The following is a 23,643-nucleotide window of genomic DNA, read 5'->3' as shown; positions in this document are numbered from 1 at the left end:
GGCCCGGGCCACCGTTCGACGTTCCGTGATGTGCCCAGGAGGCGAGATGCATTTCCCCCGGCGAACCCGAACCGCCGCCGACCGGCAGCGCAGCAAGGTTTTCCGGCCACTGCTGTGGACCGGCATCGGGCTCGTGGCGGCCTCCGGTCTGCTCGCCGTGTGGCTTCTCCAGGCGTCGTCCCCGGAGCCCTCCGCCAACGCGCTCGCGGCTACCGGCGGCCATGTGTATGTCACCAACCAGCTCGACAACACCGTCTCCGTGATCGATGGCCGGACCAACAAGGTCGTCGCGACCGTACCGGCAGGCAAAGCCCCCGAGGGCATCGCAATCGCCCGGGACGGCAGGCACGCGTACATCGCCGACAACGGATCGGCCGCGGTCTCGGTGCTCGACACCCGGACCAACAAGATCGTCGGGACTGTGCCGGTCGGGAAAAGCCCCACTGGTGTCCGCTTGAGCCCGGACGGCAAGACCCTCTACGTTGCCAACGGCGGTTCGAACAGCGTCTCGGTGCTCGACACCCGGACCAACCATGTCACCGCGTCCGTCCCGGTCGGCGTCTCTCCGGTGAGCGTGGCGGTCAGTCCCGACGGTGCCACGGCCTATGTCGCCAACACCGGGTCTCGGAGCGTGTCCGTCATCGACACCCGTACGCATCGGGTCGTCCGGGACCTTCCGGCCGGCAACTCGCCGGTAGGCGTCGCCGTGACCCCGGACGGCGGATCGGCCTACGTCGCCGATGAGACGGCAGCGAAGGTGTCGGTCGTGGGAATCAAGAGCCGCACGGTCGTGGCGACCGTGCCGGTCGGCGAGGGCCCCTTCGACGTGGCGCTGGCCCCCGACGGCTCGAAGGCCTACGTCGCCGTTCTCGGCCCGGGCAATGTGTCCGTGGTCGACACCCGCAGCCACCGCGTCTCCGCGACCGTTTCCTTGGGCCCCCCGGGCACCGACCCGTTCAACGTGGCGGTTACCTCCGGCGCGGTGTACGTCACGAACCAGGGAGCGGGCACGCTCGCGGTCATCAACCCCAAGACCCTCAAGGTCGTCGCAACCACCACGGTCGGCACCAGCCCGTTCGGCGTGGCGGTGAGTCCGTGACGACAGGCCCCAGGACCCTGGTCGCGGCCCGTTACCCGGCGGAGGCGGAGGGACCGCCACCCGCAGGCCGCAGCACGTCCAGGGCCGTGACGGCCACATGGAGCCGAGCACGCTGTTTCCCGGATTCCAAGTCGCAGCCCAGCAGGTGCTCGGTGCTCCGCAGGCGCTGGTGGAACGTCTGCCGGGACTGGTCGCCACGTCGCCTGCTGGAAGGAGCGGGCGCCCTGTGCGATGTCCGCGACCTCGGAACCGACACTGACCACCGCCTGCGGACGGAAGGCACGAACGCTGCGGCTCAGCCGTTCGACGACCGGCCGCCAGGGGCGCGCGAGGCCCAGCGCCATCCGAGACTCCAGCGCCCCCGCTCGCTCTCACTCCAGGCGCCGGGTGCGATCTCCGTGGCGGTGTCGGCGACCATCCGGCCCCACTGCTCCAGCTTTCCGGCGTCGTAGCGGGAGTCCGGCATGGAGATGGCGCACACGTCCGGCAGGGCCTGGTTGCGGTTGAGCGCGTATTAGAGGCCGCGCGAATAGGTGGGGCGGCCTCTTAGTCCTGCCGTACGCGGGGGAGCTCGGCCCGCAGTTCCTGCGGGTCGGTGATGGCGGAGTCGCCGTAGCTCTCCAGCCCGCCGTCGATGACGGCGTCGACGTCCGCTCTCGGGAGGTGGGCGGGCACCACATGTCCGGTCGCGGTGGCGAGGTGTCGCCGACCTGGTGGTAGGTGCGCACCGTCTGGTCGCAGTCGACCCGGTCGACCATGACGACGCAGTGCGGGACGGACAGGTGGATCGTCTCATTGACGGCGTCCCGGGCCATGGCCGAGGTCATGGACGGCCACCCGGAGACCGACCCGCTGCGCGGCCTCGGCTTCCCGAAGGTGCCGGTCCCCTTCTACAACGGCACCGCCTGGTTCCTGCCGTTCGCCGGCGCGTACTACAAGGCCAAGGACCGTCTGCGCTGAGCATGCCGCCGCCGGGCCCGCGCCGATGCCGCGAGTCCGGCGCACACCCCGTTTACGGATCAAGTATTGATCGGGATTTGCCCTGCGCTTACTTCGTGGAGGCCGGTGCCACGTGCTCAGGTTGTGTACAGGTTTGCCGTCGCATTCTTGGCACGACCATGGACGCACCTTGCACCTGCACCACGCGCCTGCGAAGGAAATGCGCGGGAATTGAAAGGCCGATCCCATGTACACCCCCACTCAGGGCCGCCCGGCGAGCACCGGGACTGCTGGAGCGACCGGCGCGAAGCCACTTCCGCGCGGCGCGGCGGCAGCTGCTCTTCCGCGACCCGCGGATGGCGGTGGGGGACAGTCCCCGAAACCTTGGAAACCCCGGACAACGCAGCCGAGGTACGAACTTCCGGTGCTGCTGCTCATAGCGGCGACCGCCGCCGTGCTCTTTACATGGGGCATCGACCAAAGCATTTATCATGTGTTCTACGCGAGCGCGGTACGCAGTATGACCGACAACCCGGTCGCGTTCTTCTACGGCTCGTTCGACCCGGGAAACTCCATCACCCTCGACAAGCTGCCCGGCTTCATGTGGCCGCAGGCCGTCTCGGCCATGCTGTTCGGCTTCCATGGGTGGTCGTTGGTACTGCCTCAAGGGATCGAGGGCATCGGCTGCGTACTCCTTCTCCACCTGCTGGTACGCCGCTGGGCAGGCGTGGTCCCCGGGCTGCTGGCAGCGGCATTCCTGACGCTCACCCCCGTGACCGTGGGGCTCGGGCGTTCCATCGTGGAGGACGCGCCGTTCGTACTTCTGCTGCTCCTCGCCGCTGAGGCCACCCAGCGGGCCGTCGAGCGGGCCCGGCTGCGCACGCTGCTGCTGGCGGCAGTCTGGGTGGGGGTGGCCTTCCAGTGCAAGATGGTGGAGGCCTGGGCGGTGCTGCCGGCGCTGGGCGTGACCTACCTGGTCGCCTCGCCCACCACCCTGCGCCGCAGGCTCGGCCATGTCGCGCTGGCAGGCGTGGTGACCCTCACGGTATCGCTGTCCTGGATCGCGGTCGCCGCCGTGACACCCGCCCAGGACCGCCCCTACATCGACGGCACCACCAACAACTCGGCCCTCAGCATGGTCGTTGGCTACAACTTCCTGAACCGGTTCGGCACGGTCGGTGTCGACGCGGCCAAAACGGGCAGCATCAGCGCTGTCCAGGGCAGCGCACAGACCGCGGCCCACACCAGCCACCCCGCGATGGGCAACAGCGTGCTGAAGATGTTCAGCCCGGGGCTCGCCTCGCAGACAGGATGGCTGTACCCGCTGGCCGCGCTAGGGCTTGTCTGGGGCCTCGCCGTCGCATGGCGGCGCCGTGCGGCCCGCACGGACCGGGTGTTCGCGGGCTACCTCATGTGGGGGGTGTGGCTCGCCACTTTCTTCACCGCTTTCAGCTTCGGCAGTGTGACGGGTCACACGTACTACATGGGTGTCGTCGCGGTGGCGCTGTGCGCGCTGAGCGGGGCCGGGCTCGCGCGGTGCTGGCAGGCCTGCCGGTCCGGTGGCCGACGAGCCTGGGTGCTGCCGGCGGTGACCCTTGTGAACGTCAGCTGGAGCGCGCTCCTGACCTTGGACTATCCTCGTTTCCTGCCCTGGCTGGCCCCCACCGCCATCGCGCTCTGCGTCCTCGCGCTGGCAGCGCTCGGTGCGGCCCGGCGGCCGAGCGTGCCCCACCGGCCGCGGATCGTCGCGGCCGGTCTTGTCGTCGGCCTCCTGTCGATCCTCCTCGTGCCGGCCGCCTGGTCGGCCTCGGCGCTTTCCCCGCGCTACAACACGATCGGCAGCATGGGCAGGGTCGGCCCCACCAGCAGGGTGGAACGCGGATCCGCCCGGCTCACCTCATCGCAGCGGCAAATGCTGACATACCTCGAGGCGCACCGGGGCGGAGCCAAGTACCTCGCAGCGGTGCCCAGTTGGAACGACGCCGCGGCCTACATCCTCTCGGCCAACGCTTCCATACTCCCCATGGGCGGTTTCACCGGCCAGGTACCGTTCCCCACGCTGGGCCAGTTCCGTCACCTGATCGGCTCCGGCGAGCTGCACTACGTCATCATCCGCGGCTCGGAACTGGTCGCGAGCCGCTGGGCGCAGTCTCCGACCGCTCCCGTCCTGCGCTGGGTCCAGTCCCATTGCGCGGTCGTCACGGACGTCCGCCACAGTGGTGCGGCCTCGCAGGCGCTTTATCACTGCGGCGTGGGGAGCGCCTCCACGTAGACCCAGGCGCCTTCGTGCCGGACGAACCGGCTGTGCTCGTGGAGTTCGCCCGCGCTCCGCCGGTGGCTGTAGCGGGCACGGAAGGTGACGGTGCCCGTGGTGTGGAAGGCGCTGCCTTCGGTGACATCCAGGATGTCCAGGCCCAGCCACCGCAGCCCGGTGTCGAATTCGACGCGACGCGGCCGGGTGCCGGGATGCCAGGTCCGCAGCAGATACCCCTCGTCCTGGACGACGAACGCGCTGAAGCGCGAGCGCATCAGCAACTCGGCACTGGGGGCGGCGGCCTGTCCGGCATGCAGACGCCCGCAGCAGTCGTCATACGCCGCGGGCAGCCCGCACGGGCAGGACGAGGCGGAGACGGGGGGCCGCTGCGGGCGTGAGCTGCGTCGGGACATGTCCTCCATTGTGCCGGTAGCGGATTGCCGGCTGCCCCGACGGGCGTCGGGGCAGCCGCCGTGCCGTCGGAGCGTTACCCTTTGCGACCGACGCCACCGTGAACGTTCGTCGGTTTCGGTTCGCCGAAGGGCATGGCTTCGGGACGCCACAGGGGGCAGGACACGATGCCGGGCTCCAGCAGCTCCAGGCCGTCGAAGTAGCGGGTGATCTGATCGAGGCTGCGCAGGACGTACGGGATCGCGCCCGTGTCGTCGTAACCCTGCTGGGCCGTTTTCAGCTGCTCGTCGGTGTCGATGCCGTCGTAATGCACCAGGTAGCTGCCGGAGGGCAGGGCGTCCAGCAGCCGGCGCACGATCACCCGCGCCTCGTCGTAGTCCTGGATGTGGCCGAGGATGCCCATCAGCATGAGGGCCACCGGCTCGCCGAAGTCCAGGGTCTTCGCCGCCTCGGCCAGGATCGTGTCCGGGTCGTGCAGGTCGGCGTCGACGTAGTCGGTGGCGCCCTCGGGGGTGCTGGTGAGCAGGGCGCGGGCGTGCGCCAGCACGAGGGGATCGTTGTCGACATAGACGATGCGCGCACCCGGAGCCGTCCGCTGGGCGACCTCGTGGGTGTTGTCGACGGTGGGCAGCCCGGTGCCTATGTCTAAGAACTGGCGCACCCCCTCCTCGCCGGCCAGATGGCGCACGGCGCGGGTCAGGAACACCCGGGAAGCGCGCGCCATGTCGACGACGCTCGGGGCGACCTCCCGGTACAGGTCGCCGGCCTGGCGGTCGACGGGATAGTTGTCCTTACCGCCCAACCAGTAGTTCCAGATCCGGGCGGAGTGCGGCACGGTGGTGTCTATCTCGGACGACGTCTCCGGGCCGGAGACGGACGGGTCACTTTTCATGGGATACCTCTCCTGCTGCGCTTTGTGTCACAGAGTTGATATCGATCAACCTATCGTGACCGCGCCTCGGTTAACCGCCCGCGTTGACGGCCTGTTGGTACAGGGCCGCGACCTCCCTGCCGAAGGAGGGGCTGTAGGAGACGTCGGGAGTGTCTCCGCCCTGCTGGTATCCGCCGATGACGCCGATCACGGTGCCGGCGCCGGTGCCGGGGTCCAGGCCGGTGACCCAGGGGCTGCCGCTCGTGCCGCCGGTGAAGGCGGTGCAGGCGATGCGCAGTTGGTGGGCGGTGTAGGGGGCGATGCGATTGGTGCAGGTGAGGGGGGCCTCGGCGGACGACGGATAGCCGGTGAGCCGGACGGTACTGGTAGAGCTCTTGCCGATGCCGAGTTTGTAGCCGCCGACCACATCCTGGACGTGGCGGCCGCCCAGCGGCTGGACGATCGCGAAGGCAACGTCGAGGTTCTCGTCCGAGTCGCTGGTCCATTTCGGGCTGACGATCACCTTCTTGATGGTCCATGTGCCGTAGGGGGCCGCGCCGTTGAGGTAGCCCGGTACGAAGCGGGCGTTCGCGGTGCTGCCGCTGAGACAGTGCGCAGCCGTCACGAGCAGGTCTCTTCCGGAGCTCCGCACCACGCCGGCGGTGCAGTGGTGCCCGCCGGAAAGGCCGGACCGGAAGAGGGCACCGACCCTGGCGGTGCTGCGCTGCGTCGTGAGCACGGAGTGCGAGATGCCGGGGAGGGTTCCCCCGTCGCCTGCCGCTGCGGAGGTGGCGCCGCCGCTGCCCGTATTGGCGATCGTGATGAGCAGACAGGCCAGGATCAGTGCGGCGGCTCTGGAGAAGCCGCGCCGCCTGCGCTGCTGGTGACCCTTCATGCGGTGCGGCCTCCCGTCGGTGGTGCGAGCGGGCCGACAGCTCGGCGGTTCCGCCCTACCGACTGTCGCGGGGGAGTCTGAGAGGTTTGTGCGAGAAACCTGAGAGGCGGCTGAAATCGAACCAAGGCGGATGTCGGCGGCAGCTCATGATCCTCAGGAGAGCTTAGTGTCCGTCGTCACCTGGGCAGGCATTGACCTGCCGATCAGTCACCTCGTAGTGTTTTAGCGATCGATAGGTAAGTCATCTCGCGGCACAGGCAGGGCGAGCAAGCGGAGAGGGGCGCCCGTGCGGGTGACCGGAATGGCGCAGTGGGAAGCTTGGCAGGCCCGTACGGAACCGCCGGTCGAAGAGGTGCGGCCGGGTCTGTGGTCCATCCCGGTGCCCATCCCGGACAACCCGTTGCGCTACACCCTGTGCCACCTGCTGACAGGCAGCACCGGCCTGGTGGTCGTCGATCCGGGATGGGACAGCGACGCCGGATGGCGCGCGCTGGAGGAGGGGCTGAAGTCGGCGGCCGTCACCCCGGCGGATGTCACCGGGATCGTGGTCACACACGTACACCCCGACCATCACGGCCTGACGGCACGTCTGCGCGACGCATCGGGGGCCTGGGTGGCCATGCACCCGGCCGAGCGTGACTCGCTCCCCGCGCGCGCTTGGCGCGCCGCCCCCGACACCGACGCCGACGGGGTCTGGCTGGCGGAGGCGGGTGTGCCGGCCGGGGTGGTGGCGGAGCTCGGCTGGAAGGCCGGGATCGTGGCCCTGCTCATGGGTATGCCCGAGCCGGACGTACTACTGGAGGACGGCGACGCCGTCCCACTGCCCGGCCGGCGGCTGACCGCGGTGTGGACTCCCGGCCACACTCCCGGCCATCTGTGCCTGTACGAGCAGGACGAGGACGTCCTGCTCACCGGCGACCACGTACTGCCGCGCATCAGCCCGAACATCAGCCTGCACCCGAACAGTCCCGCGCCCCCGCTGGGCACCTATCTGGCCTCGCTGGAGCGCACGGCGAGCTATGACTCGGCCGAGGCGCTGCCCGCCCACGAATACCGCTTCCACGGCCTGGCCTCCCGGACCGGGGCCCTGCGCGCCCACCACGAGGACCGCCTGGCGGAGATCCTCGCCGTGATCGGGGCTCTGGGCCCCACGACCGCCTGGCAGGTGACGGAGCGGCTCACCTGGTCCCGGGGCTGGGACTCCATCCAGGACACGCTCCGACGCTCTGCGCTGGGCGAAACCCTCGCCCACCTGGTCCTGCTGGTCGAGCGCGGGCAGCTGGCCCCGCACCACCCGGGGAGCGGCAGCCCCGTGCTGTACACCCTGGCCGGACCAGGCTGACCGTCGTTGACCGATGACGACGCCTCCAGGCGCCGCCCGTCGGCACGCTACGCCGCCCCACCTGTTCGCGCGGCCGCTAAGCTTCCTGAGCTGTTTGCCGCCGTCCCGGCCCTCGGCGTCCCGCCCCGAGGCGCTCTTCGTCTCGGGCCGCAGGGCCCCGACCGTGCCCCGCGCAGACCGTCTGCATCTTGAGACCGACGACCGCCTGGTCGCCGAACTGCGCAGGCAGGTCACCGCCCTTGCCGGGGACGCCGACCCGAGGGTCACCCCCGCCGAGGCGGCGGCCTGGGGCGACCACACCACCGCATCCTTCGGGCTGGAGGTGTTCAGCGGCGGCCATTTCTACCTGACAGAACATCAGGAAAAGCTGGCCGCCCTCCTCCGGTCCCGGCTCACTTCCCGTGTCTGAGCCCCGGCCGATCAGCGCCAGTCGAGGATCAGGCCGGCCATCCACCGGTCCCGGGCGGCGGGCCATTCGGAAGCGAGCAGCGAGTAGAACACCGTGTCGCGCCATGAGCCGTCCGTCCGTCTGAGGTGGCGCCGCAGGACGCCCTCGGGGATGCCCCCGATACGGGTCACGATCTCCTGGGAGAGCTGGTCGAGATGATCGAGCTGCCACTGGACCCGCCCGAAGTTGAGATTCTCGAAGGCGTTGTACATCAGCATGAAGTGCGTCTCGAGGTGTGCCGGAGTACCCCACAGGTACCGTCCCAGCCACTGATAGCCGATGTCGAGCCGCTCGTCCGCGATCGAGATGTCCGTGTAGGCGGCCCAGCCCGTCGGCCGGTTGGTCGTATGCGGAACAACGGTGAACATCACCGCTTCGCCGGCGGCCTGCTGGGCGAGCCGCTGTTCCACGACCGCGCTCAGCTCCGCCTGCGAGCGCGGCGTGATCGTCGGCAGCCAGTTCCACACTCCGTCGTCGTCGCCTCCGGCCTCGAACAGGTCCGGGACCTGGAGTGGGTCCAGGGGCACCAGCCGGATGTACCGGCCCTGAATGAAGACAGGAGCGGGGAACCGTACTGTCATATGCGCACGCTAATCGGACCGGCGACCTCGTAAGGCGCTTTTCCCGGTATCTGCGGGGCCGGACCGAGCGGGGCCGGGCACGGCCTCGCCCACCGGTGACGGGGCCCGGGTCATGCGGGGACGTTCAGTGATTCGACGGCCCTGACCAGGGGCGCGAGCTCCGGGTTCCGGGCGGCCTGGGCCAGGGCTTCGCGGAGGGCGGCGTCGTTGGTGGGCCGGGCCTCGGCCAGGAGCCTGAGGCCGTCCTGGCTGACGTCGGTGTAGATCCCTCGGCGGTCGGTCGGGCAGAGGTAGCGGGACAGCAGCCCCCGTTCCTCCAGGCGGGAGACCAGGCGGGTGGTCGCGCTCGGGCTGAGCACGACGGAGTCGGCGACCTGGGTCATGCGCAGGTGGCCGCCTTCGCCGTTGTGCTGGCGGCTGAGCACGTCCAGGAGGGAGTACTCGCGCACGCTCAGGCCGTGCCCGGCCTGCAGGGCGCGCTCGACATGCGCCTCGATCCTGCCGTGCAGCAGGGACAGCGCGCACCAGCCGCTGGAGAGGGCGGTGAGCGCGGGATCCGTGGCGGTCATGGAAGCTCCTCCTGCGGCCTGGTACGGGCGGTTGGGCGCCCACAGACCAGGATAGGACATCTTCGCAATATCAGGCGCTTGCAAGTAGTGCGCGTCTGCAAGTATTGTCTGCGCAGGTAAGGCGCGTATGCATTCCTGCTTGGAAGGTGACCCCCATGCCTCTCGCACTACTGGCCCTCGCTATCGGGGCCTTCGGGATCGGCACCACCGAGTTCGTGATCATGGGGCTGCTGCCCGAGGTCGCCGCCGGCTACGGTGTCTCGATCCCCACGGCCGGCCTCCTGGTCACCGGGTACGCACTCGGTGTCGTCATCGGCGCACCGCTGATGACGATCCTCGGCACCCGCGTCTCCCGCAAGCGCATGCTGATGCTGCTGATGGGGCTGTTCATCGCGGGCAATGTGCTCTCCGCGCTCGCCCCCACCTTCGGCCTGATGCTCGCCGGGCGGGTCGTCTCCTCACTCGCGCACGGCGCCTTCTTCGGCATCGGCTCGGTGGTCGCGTCCGACCTGGTCGCGCCGCAGAAGAAGGCCGGCGCGATCGCGATGATGTTCACGGGCCTGACGGTCGCCAATGTGATCGGCGTCCCGCTGGGCACCCTGGTGGGCCAGCACCTCGGCTGGCGCGTCACCTTCCTGCTCGTCGCCGTGCTCGGTGTCATAGGCCTCGCCGGCATCGCCAGGCTCGTCCCCGGGCAGCCCAGGCCCCAGGGCGTACGGCTGCGCCATGAGCTGGCCGCCTTCCGTAACGTCCAGGTGCTCCTCGCGATGGCAATGACCGTCCTCGGCTTCGGCGGGGTATTCGCCGCCATCACCTACATCACGCCGATGATGACCGACGTCGCCGGCTTCGCCGACACCTCCGTGACGTGGCTGCTGGTTCTCTTCGGCCTCGGCATGGTCGGTGGCAATCTGCTCGGCGGACGTTACGCGGACCGTCACCTGATGCCCATGCTGTACGTCTCCCTGGGCTCCCTCGCCCTGGTCCTGGCCCTCTTCACCTTCACCGCCCACAACAAGGTCACGGCGGCGGTCACCGTCACGCTGATCGGTGCCCTGGGCTTCGCCACCGTGCCGCCGCTGCAAAAGCGGGTCCTGGACCAGGCCGCGGGCGCCCCCACCCTCGCCTCCGCCGTGAACATCGGCGCCTTCAACCTCGGTAACGCCCTCTCCGCCTGGCTCGGCGGTATCGTCATCGCGGCCGGCCTCGGCTACACCGCCCCCAACTGGGTCGGCGCGGCCCTCGCCGCTTCCGCCCTCGTGCTCGCGATCCTCTCCGGCGCCATCGAGCGCCGCCACGGTGGCGCCGGATCCGTCCGGCTGCCCGCCGGCGAGACGGGCGAGCGGCGCGGTGCGCTCGCCGGAGGCGTCCGCGATTCGGGCTGAGACGCGGGCTGAGCGGCGGCCTGAGAGGCCTCGCCGACCGGCCAGTGGCGCCGCGGCCGGTTTGACTTCGGGGAATGGGAAGATACGGGGCGGATCAGGGCAGTCGCATCAGTGTCTACAGTGTGTAGTAGCTTACATCGCGGCTTGGCCGATCGCCCGGGCCATCCGAATCCCAGCGGGCGCAGGAAGGCGGTGAGGAGAACCGATGCCCCCGAGCCTCTCCCCGGCCCCGTGGCGGGAGGATGCCGCGGAAGCCCGGGAGCCATCTTTCGCGCCCGTCTTCCCCACCTCTCTGGACTGGGCGCTCCTTCAATGGCTCTGCTACCGGGCGCTCACCCGCCCGAGGGTTGCCGTATCCGTATCGGCGGCCAGCATCGTACTCCTGGTCCTCGTCGGCGCCGGCGCGCCCAACAACAACACCCTGGGGATGGCTCTACCGCTGCCCCTGCTCGGCCCCATGTCGGCGCTGGTCTCCACTACGGTGACCACTGCCGCCGTCCTGCTGTCGGGCCTGGGGCTGGTGGGTCTGCTCGGGGCGCACAGCAGCGGTTGGCGCCCCAGCCCCCGAAGACTGTTCGCGGCCGGCGCCGTCACGGTGGCGGTCATCACCAACCTGACGCCGGTCGGCTCGTCCGATACGGCGAGCTACGCCGCCTACGGCCGGATCGCAGCTCTCGGCGGCGATCCGTACGTGATCACGCCCGGGCAGCTGGGCGGGGACTACGCACACCTGGTCAGCCACACATGGCTCGCGACAGCGTCGGTGTACGGGCCGGTCGCGACCTGGCTGCAAGCCGCGGCGGCCCAGATCGGCGGTCACCGGCCCTGGCTGACCGTCTGGCTGCTGATGCTCGCGAACGGTGCGGCGTTCCTTGCCACCGGGTACGTCCTCATCCGCACGGCCGCGGACCCGGTCAGGGCCGGCCTACTGTGGGTCGCCAATCCCCTGCTGATGGTCGTGCTCGTCGCGGGTGGGCACCTGGACACCATTGTGGCCGCCCTGGCGGTCTGCGCCGTCCACTGTGCCCGCAACTACGCCCGGCCCCGCGACGACCTCATCGTCGGTCTGCTTGTCGGGCTGGCCTGCAGCATCAAGATCAGCGCAGCCCTGCTCGGCATCGCTCTGCTATGGCCGCTGCTGCGCGAACGCGCCTGGGGACGAGTCGCCCGGCAGGGGCTTTCCGGTGCCTTCGTACTCGCCGCTGGGTACAGTTGGTACGGGACGCATGCGCTCGCCCCGCTCTCGGCGGCCTCACATCTGGTTGCGATGCCCTCACTGTGGTGGGTCGTCCAGAAGCTCGGCCAGGTCACCATCGGCCGAATGGGCACCAGCGCCGCCATCGGCATCGTCTGGCCCGTCCTGGCGCTCGCCCTCGCGTGGCTGATCCATCGCCGCATGTCGCCGAAGGCCCCGCCGTCCGTGGCGGTGTTCATCGCGCTCACCTTCGCCTGGATCCTGGCGGCGCCCTGGTCGATGCCCTGGTATTCGGCGGTCGTCTGGGTCATGGTGGCGCTGCTCCCCAGATGCTCGATGGTCCGCTGGCTGATCCTGACGACCACGGCCCTGGCGCTGGTCCACGACAGCGTCGGCCACGACTGGAGTTGGCTGGGGTAGGGCGGTGGGTCCCGCTTACGAGAAGGGGGTGAGCGTCAGGCGGATGCCGGTGGGCGCGGTGTCCGAGGCCCCGGCGACGTCGGCGCACATGTCGCCGATGCCCTTGATCGCACCGGTCTGCGATGTGCCGGAATCCCAGGCGGAGGCGCGGACGGAGTCGACGGTCATGGTCTGGCTGCCCGCGTCGGCGGGCGTACGGAACTTTTTGCGGTGCACGCGGGCCGCGGCCGCGCCGGGGGCATGCCCGGAGTTGGGCAGGAGACACATGATCTTCCTGGCCCGGCCCCGTCAGCAGCGTCGGTACCAGCTCAGCGAGCACGACGTCGACCGTCGGCAAGTCTCAGTGAACAACCGATGATCAACCCCGATCGTGAGGTTGACTGTCGCTCCCACCGTATGAGGCGTTCAGCTTCACACCGTGCGGGGAACGCCGCCCCGCGTACGGCGCACGCCCCTCTCTGACAGTCTCGGCTAAGAGGCCGCGCGAATAGGTGGGGTGGAGGAAGGAGCGGGGCGAGGGGCAAGTCTGGCAAGGCGGAGGAGGGAGGCGACGCGGAGCGTCGTTGACCGACGACAACGCCGCCAGGCGCCGCCCATCGGCACGCGACGCCGCCCCATCTATTCGCGCGGCCTCTAAGACACCCGCTTGGTCGGGTTAGCCTGGGGTTACCTGCCTTGCGCACTTTCAGAGCCGGCCTCGGCCAGGACCTCGATGGCGTCTCCGTCGGCGTCCGGCAGGTACCACTGGTGTGGTGCGATGAGTTCGGTGACAGCCGGTTCGGGGCCCCATGAACCGGGGGCGTACGGCTGGAGCGGTGGTGGGTTGCCGAGTAGAGGGGCCGATGCCTCCCAGATGTGCTCAATGCCATCCGACCGGGTGAACAGCGACTGGTCGCCCAGCATGGCGTCCAGAATCAACCGCTCGTAGCCTTCGAGTCCGTGTTTCTGGCAGAAGGATTCAGCGTAGCGGAAGGTCATCGTTGCCGGTGCGAGGCGCGCGGTGGGGCCGGGCTCTTTCGCGAGGAAGCAGGCGGCGATCCACCCGGGGTCCCCGAAATCGATCACGATCTTGTTGCCTCGGTCCTTCTCCCGCCGGGGAAGATCGGCACGGAACATCCTCAGGGGCGGCTCGTGCAGGCCGAGAGTGATCACCTCGCGGTGCTGTGCGAGGTTCTTGCCGGAGCGCAGGTAGAACGGCACTCCCGCCCAGCGCCAGTTGTCCACCTCCAGCCGCAGCGCGGTGTACGTCTCGGTCTGTGAATCGGGGGCGACACCCGGTTCCTCGCGGTAGCCGTCGTACTGTCCGCGTACGACATGCCCGGGTTCGATGGGGCGCAGCGCCTCGAAGACCTTGGCCTTCTCGTCGCGCAACGGCTGAGCGGCGAGCGAGACAGGCGGTTCCATCGCCACAATGCCGAGCACCTGGATCAGATGCGTGACGATCATGTCCCGGAAGGCTCCGGTTCCTTCGTAGAAGTGGGCACGGCCCTCGAGGCCGAGCGTCTCGGGCACGTCGATCTGCACATGGCTGATGTGGTCCCGGTTCCAGATGGGTTCGAGCATGCCGTTGGCGAAGCGGAGGGCGAGGATATTGTCCACCGACTCCTTGCCGAGGAAGTGATCAATGCGGAAGATCCGGGATTCGTCGAAGACGGCGTGGATGGTCTCGTTGAGCGCTCGTGCTGAAGCGAGATCGCTGCCGAAGGGCTTCTCCACGATCACTTTCGAGTTCTCCGCCAGGTCCGTGTCGCCGAGCATTCGGATGACGGATGCGAACGCGGAGGGCGGAACGGCCAGATGGAACAGTCTGCGTGGCTGCCCGCCGAGGGAGTCCTCGGCCGCTCGTACGGCCGCGAGCAGCGGGGCAGGATCCTGGGGGTCGGCCGCGCCGAAGGACAGCGAGTCCTCGAAGGACTGCCACACCGGCCCGGACGGCTCGGACCGTCCGAAGGCGGCGATCGCATCGTGGGTGTGTTTGCGGAATGCATCGTCGTTCGGCGCATACTGAGCCGGAGCCGAGCCCACGATGCGGTAGCCGTCCGGGAGGAGGCCCGCTCTGGCGAGGTGGAACAGTCCAGGGAGCAGTTTGCGCTTGGCGAGGTCGCCGGTGGCGCCGAAGAGCACGATCACATGGTCGTCCGGGCGTGTCACGGCCGGCTCCTCTTCTCGGCGTGTCCGCCGAACTCACCGCGCATGGCGGACAGGACCCTGTCGGCGAACTCCCCCAGGCCCCGGGACTGGAATCGGTCGGTGAGCGCCGTGCTGATCACGGCGGCGGGTACGCCTTCATCGACCGCCGCCAGTACCGTCCATCGCCCTTCGCCGGAGTCCGAGACACGCCCGGTGAATTCCTCCAGCTTCGGTGACCGGGCAAGTGCGTCAGCGGCGAGGTCGACGAGCCAGGAGCCCACGACCGAGCCGCGGCGCCATACTTCGGCGACCTCGCCGACGTCGATCTCGTACTGGTAGGCCTCCGGCTCGCGCAGCGGGGCGGTCTCGGCGTCGGCGGTGCGCTTGCGACGCCCGGCGTCCGCGTGCTCGATGATGCTGAGTCCCTCGGCGATCGCGGCCATCATTCCGTACTCGACTCCGTTGTGGACCATCTTCACGAAGTGCCCGGCTCCGCTCGGACCGCAGTGCAGATAGCCGTCCGGGGCTGTCCCGTTGGCGTGTCTGCCCGGTGTCGGCTCGGCGGAGCCGACACCGGGCGCGATGGTTCGGAAGATGGGGTCGAGCCGGGCGACGGGCTCGGGCTCGCCGCCGATCATGAGGCAGTAGCCGCGATCGAGTCCCCAGACTCCGCCCGAGGTCCCGCAGTCCAGGTAGTGAATGCGGCGAGGAGCAAGCTGCGCTGCACGGGTGATGTCGTCGCGGTAGTAGGAGTTGCCGCCGTCGATGACCGCGTCGTCCGGATCGAGGAGCTCGGTCAGCTGGTCGAGTGTGGGTTGTACGACGGCGGCAGGCAGCATGAGCCAAGCGGCCCGTGGCCGCTCCAGCTTCGCCACCAAGTCGCCGAGCGTGCCGGCCGCGACGGCGCCCTCGCCCTCCAGCTCCCTCACGGCGCTTTCGTTGAGGTCATAGACCACACAGTGGTGGCCGTCGCGCATGAGCCGGCGCACGAGGTTCGCGCCCATCCGGCCGAGTCCGATCATGCCGAGCTGCATGGGGGTGTCGGTAGCCATGGCTGCTCTCCTGTGGGGACGAGGCCCTAGCGTTTCAGGGCGCGGTAACGACGGATGAGGGCGTTGGTCGACGAGTCGTGGGCGAGCTCCGGTTCGGCGTCGGAGGCGAGTTCGGGGGTGATCCGGGCCGCAAGTACCTTGCCGAGCTCCACCCCCCCCACTGGTCGAAGGAGTCGATGTCCCAGATCACCCCCTGGGGGCTCCAGGATCACTGCTTGGAGGCGTTGGACGAGGTCGATGTGGTCGGCTGTCCAGATCGTTCTGACCGCCGCCGCGGTTCCGTGTCCGTCTGCCGCGGTGAGGTCGCGGCAAACTGCCTCGATGAGGCGGTCGGCTGCGAGCGGCATCGCCTCAATCGCCGGCGCGGCGGTGATCGGCACCGCCGTCGCAGCCGAACGCGTCGCCACTCGACGATCACGGCCGTCTGCGGGATGGATGCACGCCGGTAGCCTCCTTACGTGTCGGCTCGGACGATAGTGGCGAGGACGTCGTTGAAGGCTTCGGTGGAGGTGGGGTGGGTGTAGACGGCGTCGCGGGAGTTCGGCCGCCTTGATGCCGTGCCGCATGGCGAGCGCGACGGTGTTGATCAGTTCCTGCGCGTCGACGCTGAGCAGGGCGGCGCCCAGGATCTCGTCGGTCTCGGCGTCGATCACGAACTTCATCACCCCGCGGGTGTCCTCGACGATGTACGCACGCGGCATGGCGATGATCTCGGCGACCGGCTGGCCTGCACCTCCGCACTCTCAACAGCACCACCAACACCGTGCCACCGCAACTGGCCACCAGTGTGGAGCGGTGGACTGCTCCGTCCGGCTGGCGCAGCGCTCTGCGGGAGACGAGGGCCGACCCATCGCGATCGCCGGTGAGCTGCTCGCCGATGAAATGGTGACCGGGGACCGCAGCCCGCTCCTCGCGGCGTTCCGTCCCGGCCGTTTCCGCTGATGTCATAATCCCCGGTGATCGTAGAGCGATCATCGTAGAGAAGGAGAAAACCGTGACGGAGCCAGTGCGCATCGGTCTTGCCGGCTATGGCTTCGGGGGCAGGTATTTCCACGCGCCGCTGCTCGCCTCCGCCGCAGAGTGCGAGTTCCTGGGCGTGGTCACCAAGAACTCGCCCGAGCGCCAGGAACAGGTCACCCGGGAGCTGAACCGCCCTACGTATACCTCGCTGGAGGAACTGGCCCGGGCCGGCGCCGAAGCGGTGGCGATCTCGACACCGGCGGCGACGCACATCCCGCTGGCGCAGCAGGCTCTCCGCCTCGGCCTCGCTGTGGTCTGCGACAAGCCGTTCGCCCTCGATGCCGGCAGTGCCCAGGAGACCGTCGAGTTGGCCGAGCGGCTCGGAGTGGCCCTGACGGTCTACCAGAACCGCCGCTGGGACTCAGACTTTCTCACGCTGCGAGGACTGACCGACTCCGGAGCGCTCGGCACACCCACCCGGTTCGAGTCACGGTTCGAGAGGTTCGCCCCCGAGCCCGGGCCGCCGGCTGCCGGTGGCGGCACGCTGCTCGACTTCGGCAGCCACCTGGTCGACCAGGCGCTGGTGCTCGCCGGACCGGTCGAGCGGGTCTACGCGGAGATGCACAGCCACGACGGCGAGGACGGGCTCGACGACGACGTCTTCGTCGCGCTGAGCCACCGCAGCGGCGTGCAGTCGCATCTCTGGGGCAGTTGGCGGCAGGGCGCGCCGGGTCCGCGCTTCCGCGCGAGTGGTACCTCCGGCACCTACGTCGTCAACGGTGTGGACGGGCAGGAGGCACTGCTGCTCGGCGGTGCCACGCCGGCGTCGAAGGGCGACCGCTGGGGCGTGGAGCCCAAGGAGCGCTGGGGACAGGTGCTGCGGGGAGACCACGCCGAGACGGCGCCCACCGCCCGCGGCGCATGGGACCTGTTCTACCCGGCATTCGCGGCCGCGGTCCGCGGCACCCGACCGGTACCCGTCGATCCGTGGGACGCGGTGGCGACCGCCACTGTCCTGGACGCCGCGCGGGCCAGCGCGCTCAGTGGCGAGGTCGTGCGTCTGCCCTGACCTTCCGTGGCGGGTGTCCGTCCTTCCGCGCGACGCGCTGGCGCTCCCGTCATCATGGAACCGCAGCCGCTGACGGGTCAGAACCGCGGCTGGCTGCACCGTTCCCTGGTAAAGCCGGCCGGCCGGGGGAGCGGAGCCTGGGAGCAAGGCGACCATCCGGCGGGCGCGGTAGGGCGGCGCGCTCTGCTTCCCGGACCGGGGCGCTGGTTCCGCCCCTGCCACCGGAAGCGTGATCCCGCTGGCAGGGGCGGCGTAGTGGCCGGCCGGACTACGCGGCCGGCAGGGTCCACATCTGGTTGGACGCTCCCGTGCAGTCCCAGATCTGCAGTCGGGTGCCGTTGGCCGAGCTGGGGCCGGCGGCGTCCAGGCAGCGGCCCGACTGGGGGTTGACCAGGCTGCTGTTGGAGCCCTTCTGCCACACTTGCGATCCGGTGCCGTTGCAGTCGTACAGTTGCGTCAGCGTTCCGTTCGCGGTGCCGGCACTGGTGACGTCGAGGCACTTGCCGAGGACCTGCAGGGAGCCGTTGGAGGCTACGGTCCACTGCTGGGCTGCGGTGCCGTTGCAGTCGTAGAGCTGGATGGCGGCGCCGTTGGCGGTGCTGGCCGAGGCGACGTCGGCGCACTTGCTTCCGTAGCCGGTGATCTGGCCGGTGGGCTGGGTGCCGCCGCCCGAGGACCCACCGGTGATCGCGTTGAAGGTCCGGGAGAACTGGTACGCGCTCTGCGAGGTGCCGCTACAGGTGTCGGAGAGCGTGCCGTTGGTGGAGCAGGCCTTGTCCCGGCCGAGGGACCAGAAGGAGAGTTCCTGGATGCCGTTGCTCGCGGCGAAGCTCTCCAGCGAGGAGGCGTTGCCGGTGCTGAAGACTTCGTTGGTGGAGTCGTTCACACCGATCATGGGGGTGTTGCCCTCCATCGCCCACAGCTGGGCGGAGGTCTTGGAGGTCCAGAGCTGCCCCAGCTGGGTGTGCAGCGCGGTAGCGGCGCTGATGGCCGCCTGGCCCATGTCCATGGACGCCCCGTAGTCCATCGTCATGATGTTGACCAGGTTGACGTTCAGGCCGTTGCTCTTGGCGTTGTTGAGCAGGTTCAGCGAGTTCTGCAGCAGACCGGTCGGGTCGACGGGCAGGGTGTACTGGACGTCCAGTTTCTTGCCGGCCGCGGCGTACTCCGTCTGGAGCTGGGCGAGGGCCTGGTTGCGGCGGTCGTTGGCCGTGGTGTTGTCGAGGGCACTCCCCTCGATGTCGAAGTCGACGCGGGTGAGGTTGAGGGTGTCGATGACGTACTTGTACTGGGCCTTGAGTGCGGCGACCGAGCCGCAGGACAGGCCGATTTCGGTGCCCGCCGCACCGCCGAAGGAGGCGATGACGTCACCGCCGGAGGCCCGCAGGCTGTTGATGGCCGACTGCCAGCTGCTGTCCGATATGGAGGTGTTTCCGTTGAAGGTGGCGTTGCAGCTGCCACCGTCGATGACGAAGGCGAGGGTGAAGTACTTCAGGCCTGTGGCGGACTGGGCACTGGCCATCGCTGAGGGCGAGTTCCAGGTCTCGACGTAGGGCGCGGCGTACCGGGCGGGGAAACCGGGGCCGGCGTTGGCCGCGCTCGCGGTCGTGCTGGAGCCGAGCAGCAGCCCGGCGGCGAGGGCCGTGACGGCGGCCGCGGCCGAGAAAGATCTGAGCCGGAAGCGTATTTTTGGCATGTGGGTAGCTCCTGTCCGCGAATTCGCGTGAGGGGGGAAGGAGGCGGTGGTGGTGCGGGGAGGGCGGGCCGGTCGCTCAGCTGATGTTGTTGGCGTGGGTGAGGGTCTCCCAGGCGACGAACAGATTGTTCGAGCCGGCCGGTCGCTGCTGCTCGGTGAGCGCCTGGGTGTTGGTCATGGCGATGCCCAGGCGGTTGTGCAGGGCGTTGAAGCCGACCTCGGTGATGGGGCCGAGGCCGAGGTTCAGGCTCCCGCCGCACAGCCAGGACGGGACGGAGGCGCCGAGCTGGTACTTGGACTGGAAACCGAGCGCCTGCCGCAGACGTTCGCCGACCTGCGGATAGAGATCCTGGCCCTGGATGCGGGCGGTCTCGGCGACGTGTGAGATGGCGGAGATGCCGTAGCCGGTGTGGGTGAAGTCCCGGCAGGTCTCCTGGGTCAGCCCGGTCACGAATGTGGACTGGCCCTGCCAGTAACTGACGATCTTCGCGCTGGTGTCCAGCCCGCTGCCCGGCACTGTCTTGGGCAGGGATCCGTCGGTGGCCAGGTAGATGTACGCCTGCACCCGGTTCAGGTACCGGGTCACCGCCTTGTCGTAGCTGGTGCCGTCGTTGAGGAAGACGGAGATGCCGACGGCGGCCTCCATCATGCTCAGCTCCCAGTTGCCGTTGCTGTTGGAGCCGTTGATGACCTCGGGCAGGTAGACGGTGCGCAGCATCGTCGCGAAGCGGTCCACATTGGGCCAGCTGGTGTAGGTGTAGCGGATGATCTCCGCCGCCCGCGGCCACACCGATCCGGCCCAGCCGGTCTGCAGCGGTGCGTTGCTGTTGGTGTGCGAGGTGATCACTGCCGACCAGGCGTCCATGAGCTGGATCGCCTTCTGCGCGTACCGCGCGTCCTTGGTGATGTACCAGGCCAGCGCGTCGGTGTACGCGGCGATCGCGTCCTCGCGCTCATCGGTGCACCCGTAGTTCGGGTTGGAGTACGACCCGCACTCCACGACCGCCCGTGGCGCCGGCGTCCGCGACAGCGAGGCGTACGTGGACGCCATCATCTGGTCGTACGCGCTCTTCCAGGGCTGCGCGCCCGCCTGCACCTGGGTGCGCACGAAGTCTAACTGTGACTGGCTGACCAGGACGCCTGGGTGGGTGAACGTGGTGGGCGCTGCGGGGGTCACGACCGCGGCGGCAGTGGCGGCGGCGGGCGACGGTTTCGCCGCGGATGCCGGACCCGCGAGAACTGCGGCCAGGAGCGCGCCGGACATGACGGTGACCAGGAGAGAGAGAACCTTTCGTCTGCGCGGCTTTGGTCGGAGCGGGCGCAGGTGTATGTCGGGCATGGGCGAGGCCTTCCCGTGTGGATGCCGTGAGACTCGGCGTATTCACGTACATGAATACGTCTCTCCCCCGTGAACGGCTGGATGACCGAGAAGGTAGGACTAGACCAATGGACACGTCAAGCCCCCCGCCTTCAATGCCTGGAGCCGTGGTCCGGCGTTCAGTAAGAGGCCGCGCGAATAGGTGGGGCGGCGTCGCGTGCCGATGGGCGGCGCCTGGCGGCCCGGCCGGCGGACGGCTCATCGGGCGGCGTGAGCGTGATGCCCCGGATTCAGGACGCGGGTTCGAAGTCTGTGGTCCCGGCCACCCGGTCCCGGCCGTGGGCACCCGCGCCTCCGGCGTCCAGGAAACGGGCCAGCGGCAGTGTGGCCGCGCCCACCGTGACCGCGTCCGGCCCCAGCCGCCCCAGTTCGACCGACGCGCGGTCCCACGGGTGCCGCAGGGAGTACGCGGCTGTCGCCTCGCGCACGGCGGGCAGCAGCCGCGGACCGATCATGAGTCCGGTCCACCCGGAGAGCACGATGAGCTCGGGGTTGAACAGGTTGACCAGGTCGGAGATCCCGGCGCCGAGGTACTCGGCGGTCTCGTCCAGCAGGGCCCGCGCGGAGGCGTCGTCCTCGTCGGCTGCGCGGAGCAGCGCGGCGATGGCGGCCTCCTCGCTGGCCCCTTCCGGGGCGCCGCCCCAGCGTTCGACGAGCGCTTCGGCCCCGACGTAGGCCTCCAGGCAGCCGCGTGCCCCGCAGCGGCAGCGTCGGCCGCCGACCCGCAAGGTGGTGTGCCCCCACTCGCCGGCGCTGCTGGTCGCGCCGCGGTACGGCTTGCCGTCGGCGACCACGCAGGCGCCGACCCCGGACCCGAGCAGGGCGATCACGGCGTTGCGGGCCCCCCGGCCGGCGCCGAACCACATTTCGGCCTGGCCAAGGGTCTTGGCGCCGTTGTCGACGTGGAGCGGCATGCTGGTGCCGTCGCGCAGCAGGGCGCCGAGCGGGACCGCGTCCCAGCCGATGGTCTGCCCGTGCACGACGGGCCCGTCGTCGCCCTGTTCGACGATGCCGGGCACTCCGACGCCGACGCCGACCACGGCCGCCTGGTCGATGCCCGCCTCGCGCACCACCGCCGTCAGGCCCTTCAGCACCAGGCTCACCACCTGGCCGACATCGTGGCCGCTGTCGGACAACGGGTGGTCGGCCGTGGCCAGTTCGGTCAGCGCCAGGTCGAAGAGGGCGACCCGCACCCGGGTCTCGCCGACGTCGACGCCGATCAGATAGCCGTTCCGGCGGGCGACCTGGAGCAGGACGCGGGGCCGGCCGCCGTCGGACTCGACGGATCCGGCCTCCTCGACCACCCCGTCACCGATCAGGTCCCCGACCACGTTGCTGACGGAGCCGGAGCTCAAGCCGGTGTGCCCGGCGAGTTCCTGGCGGCTCAGGGGCCCTTCGAAGTACAGATGGCGCAGCAGCGCCGAACGGTTGCCTCTTCGCAGGTCACGTACGGTCCGCCTGCCTCGCTGCGTCATGTTGCCTCCTAGCGCTCCAAATCTATCGCTGCGCGAAGTCTTGACGCCATCTTTTCTCATAAGTTAAATCACGACGTGAATTAAGTCGTGTCACAGTTCACTTCCTGAAGCGATCCCACCCCTGAGAGGGGACCGGTCATGCTCAACTACCGGGTTCTCGCGGCCGCCGCCCTCGCGGCCGTGCTCACCGGAACCACCGCCGCCTGTGGCGGCGGCAGCTCTACCAACGGCAGCGGCGGCAACAGCAGCCCCAAGACACTGACGTACTGGGCGAGCAACCAGGGCGCCAGCCTGGAGAACGACAAGCAGGTGCTCACCCCGGAGTTGAACAAGTTCGAGAAGCAGACCGGGATCAAGGTCAAGCTCGAAGTCGTCCCCTGGTCGGACCTGCTGAACCGGATCCTCGCCGCCACCACCTCCGGCCAGGGCCCGGACGTCCTCAACATCGGCAACACCTGGTCCGCCTCCCTGCAGGCCACCGGCGCGCTGCTACCGTGGGACAGCGCGAACCTGGCCAAGATCGGCGGCAAGGACCGCTTCGTACCGGCCGCCCTGGCCGCCGCCGGCGCGCAGGGCAAGGACCCGGCCGCCGTGCCGCTGTACTCGCTGGCCTACGGCCTGTACTACAACAAGAAGATGTTCCAGGCCGCCGGGATCGCCACCCCGCCCACCACCTGGGACGAACTCGTCGCCGACGGCAAGAAGCTCACCGGCAACGGCCACTACGGCCTCGCCATGGAGGGCGGCAACCCCTCGGAGAACATCCACCACGCCTTCGTCCTCGGCAAGCAGCACGGCACGGACTTCTTCGATGCCTCCGGCAAGCCGCAGTTCGACAGCCCTCAGGCGGTCGCGGCCGTCAAGCAGTACATCGACTTCATGGCCAAGGACAAGATCGCCGCACCCGGCAACGCCGAGTACGCCGCCAACCAGTCCGTCAGCGACTTCGCCACCGGCAAGGCCGCGATGCTGCTGTGGCAGGCCGCCGGCTCCTCCTTGAAGTCGCACGGCATGAAGCCCGCCGACTACGGGGTCGCCCCGGTCCCCTTCCAGACGGCCAATCCCAGCGGCAGCACCAAGATCAACTCGATGGTCGCCGGCATCAACCTCGCCGTCTTCAAGAACACCAAGAACCTCGACGGCGCCGTGAACTTCGTGAAGTTCATGACCAGCGACAGCGAGCAGAAGATCCTCAACGGCACCTACGGCTCGCTGCCATCGGTCAAGACCGCGCAGGGTGACAAGGCCTTCAGCGCCCCCGAACAGACCGTGCTCGCCGACACCCTGGCCTCCAGCGCCGCCCCGCTGCCCCAGGTCCCCAACGAGAGCCAGTTCGAGACCCTCGTCGGCACCGCCATGAAGGACCTGCTCGCCGACGCCGCCGCCGGCAAAGCGGTCACCACCGCGAGCGTCAAGACGGCCCTGACCAAGGCACAGCAGCAGATGCCGGCTTCGTGAGGACCCGTCCGATGAC

At 69.3% G+C, this 23,643-nt stretch carries 24 protein-coding genes and 1 pseudogene; 10 read left to right on the top strand and 15 right to left on the bottom strand.

Annotated features, from left to right (window positions below; translation table 11 throughout):
• The first annotated feature begins 46 nt into the window (after positions 1 to 46).
• Entirely contained in the window at positions 47 to 1,099 is a 1,053-nt protein-coding gene (locus FCI23_RS17150) for a YVTN family beta-propeller repeat protein (protein WP_169316822.1), read from the top strand.
• 31 nt (positions 1,100 to 1,130) lie between these two features.
• Here FCI23_RS17150 and FCI23_RS17145 read toward each other — a convergent pair whose 3' ends face one another.
• From FCI23_RS17145 to FCI23_RS59670, 3 genes are all read right to left on the bottom strand, one after another.
• Positions 1,131 to 1,355 (bottom strand): helix-turn-helix domain-containing protein, encoded by a 225-nt coding sequence (locus tag FCI23_RS17145; RefSeq protein WP_246143769.1) that lies wholly within the window; start codon positions 1,353 to 1,355, stop codon positions 1,131 to 1,133.
• A 39-nt stretch (positions 1,356 to 1,394) separates the two neighbouring features.
• Positions 1,395 to 1,580, bottom strand: coding sequence for a hypothetical protein (locus FCI23_RS59675; protein WP_246143768.1), 186 nt, complete (start codon positions 1,578 to 1,580; stop codon positions 1,395 to 1,397).
• Between the two features lie 65 nt (positions 1,581 to 1,645).
• Entirely contained in the window at positions 1,646 to 1,774 is a 129-nt protein-coding gene (locus tag FCI23_RS59670) for an IclR family transcriptional regulator C-terminal domain-containing protein (protein WP_246143767.1), read from the bottom strand.
• Between the two features lie 132 nt (positions 1,775 to 1,906).
• On the opposite strand from FCI23_RS59670, the pseudogene FCI23_RS17135 reads away from it, so the two are divergent.
• Positions 1,907 to 2,059 (top strand): annotated as a pseudogene (locus tag FCI23_RS17135) (FAD-dependent oxidoreductase); the annotation flags it as partial.
• 403 nt (positions 2,060 to 2,462) lie between these two features.
• Positions 2,463 to 4,310: an ArnT family glycosyltransferase gene (locus tag FCI23_RS17130; RefSeq protein WP_169316821.1), complete on the top strand. Its 1,848-nt coding sequence runs from the start codon at positions 2,463 to 2,465 to the stop codon at positions 4,308 to 4,310.
• On the opposite strand, the gene FCI23_RS17125 is transcribed toward FCI23_RS17130, so the two are convergent.
• The 3 genes from FCI23_RS17125 to FCI23_RS17115 all read right to left on the bottom strand — a co-directional run bounded on the left by FCI23_RS17125 (position 4,280) and on the right by FCI23_RS17115 (position 6,469).
• A complete protein-coding gene (locus FCI23_RS17125) occupies positions 4,280 to 4,705 on the bottom strand; it encodes a YchJ family protein (protein ID WP_136724765.1) in 426 nt (141 codons plus the stop codon). The two genes, FCI23_RS17130 and FCI23_RS17125, sit on opposite strands and share 31 nt — an antisense overlap.
• Positions 4,706 to 4,779: 74 nt before the next feature.
• A complete protein-coding gene (locus FCI23_RS17120) occupies positions 4,780 to 5,595 on the bottom strand; it encodes an SAM-dependent methyltransferase (RefSeq protein WP_136724764.1) in 816 nt (271 codons plus the stop codon).
• A 70-nt stretch (positions 5,596 to 5,665) separates the two neighbouring features.
• Positions 5,666 to 6,469: a trypsin-like serine peptidase gene (locus FCI23_RS17115; protein WP_136724763.1), complete on the bottom strand. Its 804-nt coding sequence runs from the start codon at positions 6,467 to 6,469 to the stop codon at positions 5,666 to 5,668.
• A gap of 286 nt (positions 6,470 to 6,755) precedes the next feature.
• On the opposite strand from FCI23_RS17115, the gene FCI23_RS17110 reads away from it, so the two are divergent.
• A complete protein-coding gene (locus FCI23_RS17110) occupies positions 6,756 to 7,811 on the top strand; it encodes an MBL fold metallo-hydrolase (RefSeq protein ID WP_246143765.1) in 1,056 nt (351 codons plus the stop codon).
• A 163-nt stretch (positions 7,812 to 7,974) separates the two neighbouring features.
• Positions 7,975 to 8,220, top strand: a complete 246-nt coding sequence (locus tag FCI23_RS17105; protein WP_136724762.1) for a thioesterase II family protein — start codon at positions 7,975 to 7,977, stop codon at positions 8,218 to 8,220.
• An 11-nt stretch (positions 8,221 to 8,231) separates the two neighbouring features.
• Here the strand turns inward: FCI23_RS17105 and FCI23_RS17100 are convergent, their stop codons facing one another.
• Together FCI23_RS17100 and FCI23_RS17095 are read right to left on the bottom strand one after the other, a co-directional pair.
• A complete protein-coding gene (locus FCI23_RS17100) occupies positions 8,232 to 8,840 on the bottom strand; it encodes a GNAT family N-acetyltransferase (protein WP_136724761.1) in 609 nt (202 codons plus the stop codon).
• Between the two features lie 110 nt (positions 8,841 to 8,950).
• A complete protein-coding gene (locus FCI23_RS17095; protein WP_136724760.1) occupies positions 8,951 to 9,409 on the bottom strand; it encodes a MarR family winged helix-turn-helix transcriptional regulator in 459 nt (152 codons plus the stop codon).
• 155 nt (positions 9,410 to 9,564) lie between these two features.
• Between FCI23_RS17095 and FCI23_RS17090 the strand changes: the two genes are divergently transcribed.
• On the top strand, positions 9,565 to 10,794 hold the full coding sequence (locus FCI23_RS17090) for an MFS transporter (protein WP_136724759.1): 1,230 nt from the start codon (positions 9,565 to 9,567) through the stop codon (positions 10,792 to 10,794).
• A gap of 205 nt (positions 10,795 to 10,999) precedes the next feature.
• Entirely contained in the window at positions 11,000 to 12,409 is a 1,410-nt protein-coding gene (locus FCI23_RS17085; protein WP_136724758.1) for a putative hexosyltransferase, read from the top strand.
• A gap of 15 nt (positions 12,410 to 12,424) precedes the next feature.
• On the opposite strand, the gene FCI23_RS17080 is transcribed toward FCI23_RS17085, so the two are convergent.
• The 4 genes from FCI23_RS17080 to FCI23_RS59665 form a co-directional block, all read right to left on the bottom strand.
• Positions 12,425 to 12,676, bottom strand: coding sequence for a hypothetical protein (locus tag FCI23_RS17080; protein WP_136724757.1), 252 nt, complete (start codon positions 12,674 to 12,676; stop codon positions 12,425 to 12,427).
• Positions 12,677 to 13,075: 399 nt separating this feature from the next.
• A complete protein-coding gene (gene zwf, locus FCI23_RS17075; RefSeq protein ID WP_136724756.1) occupies positions 13,076 to 14,560 on the bottom strand; it encodes a glucose-6-phosphate dehydrogenase in 1,485 nt (494 codons plus the stop codon).
• Complete coding sequence (gnd, locus tag FCI23_RS17070) at positions 14,557 to 15,591, bottom strand: phosphogluconate dehydrogenase (NAD(+)-dependent, decarboxylating) (RefSeq protein WP_136724755.1); 1,035 nt, start codon at positions 15,589 to 15,591, stop codon at positions 14,557 to 14,559. The genes zwf and gnd overlap by 4 nt, the downstream gene beginning before the upstream one ends.
• 26 nt (positions 15,592 to 15,617) lie before the next feature.
• A complete protein-coding gene (locus tag FCI23_RS59665; RefSeq protein ID WP_246143764.1) occupies positions 15,618 to 16,292 on the bottom strand; it encodes a hypothetical protein in 675 nt (224 codons plus the stop codon).
• A 94-nt stretch (positions 16,293 to 16,386) separates the two neighbouring features.
• Here FCI23_RS59665 and FCI23_RS56415 point away from each other — a divergent pair, with 94 nt between their 5' ends.
• Positions 16,387 to 16,533, top strand: coding sequence for a hypothetical protein (locus FCI23_RS56415; RefSeq protein WP_169316819.1), 147 nt, complete (start codon positions 16,387 to 16,389; stop codon positions 16,531 to 16,533).
• A 52-nt stretch (positions 16,534 to 16,585) separates the two neighbouring features.
• The gene (locus tag FCI23_RS17055) at positions 16,586 to 17,620 is read left to right on the top strand and encodes a Gfo/Idh/MocA family protein (RefSeq protein WP_136724754.1); all 1,035 of its coding nucleotides are present in this window, start codon (positions 16,586 to 16,588) and stop codon (positions 17,618 to 17,620) included.
• A gap of 268 nt (positions 17,621 to 17,888) precedes the next feature.
• Here FCI23_RS17055 and FCI23_RS17050 read toward each other — a convergent pair whose 3' ends face one another.
• The 3 genes from FCI23_RS17050 to FCI23_RS17040 all read right to left on the bottom strand — a co-directional run bounded on the left by FCI23_RS17050 (position 17,889) and on the right by FCI23_RS17040 (position 22,169).
• Complete coding sequence (locus FCI23_RS17050) at positions 17,889 to 19,316, bottom strand: chitinase (protein WP_136724753.1); 1,428 nt, start codon at positions 19,314 to 19,316, stop codon at positions 17,889 to 17,891.
• A 76-nt stretch (positions 19,317 to 19,392) separates the two neighbouring features.
• Positions 19,393 to 20,580, bottom strand: coding sequence for an alginate lyase family protein (locus FCI23_RS17045; RefSeq protein WP_136724752.1), 1,188 nt, complete (start codon positions 20,578 to 20,580; stop codon positions 19,393 to 19,395).
• A gap of 344 nt (positions 20,581 to 20,924) precedes the next feature.
• Complete coding sequence (locus FCI23_RS17040) at positions 20,925 to 22,169, bottom strand: ROK family transcriptional regulator (protein WP_136724751.1); 1,245 nt, start codon at positions 22,167 to 22,169, stop codon at positions 20,925 to 20,927.
• Positions 22,170 to 22,307: 138 nt separating this feature from the next.
• On the opposite strand from FCI23_RS17040, the gene FCI23_RS17035 reads away from it, so the two are divergent.
• Positions 22,308 to 23,627: an ABC transporter substrate-binding protein gene (locus FCI23_RS17035; RefSeq protein WP_136724750.1), complete on the top strand. Its 1,320-nt coding sequence runs from the start codon at positions 22,308 to 22,310 to the stop codon at positions 23,625 to 23,627.
• Positions 23,628 to 23,643: the final 16 nt, after the last annotated feature.

Origin of the sequence: Actinacidiphila oryziradicis, from assembly GCF_005047355.1 — a bacterium.
GTDB classification, from domain to species: domain Bacteria; phylum Actinomycetota; class Actinomycetes; order Streptomycetales; family Streptomycetaceae; genus Actinacidiphila; species Actinacidiphila oryziradicis.
Note: the sequence above shows the minus strand (reverse complement) of the source record. Positions and strands in the feature narration are given on the sequence as shown.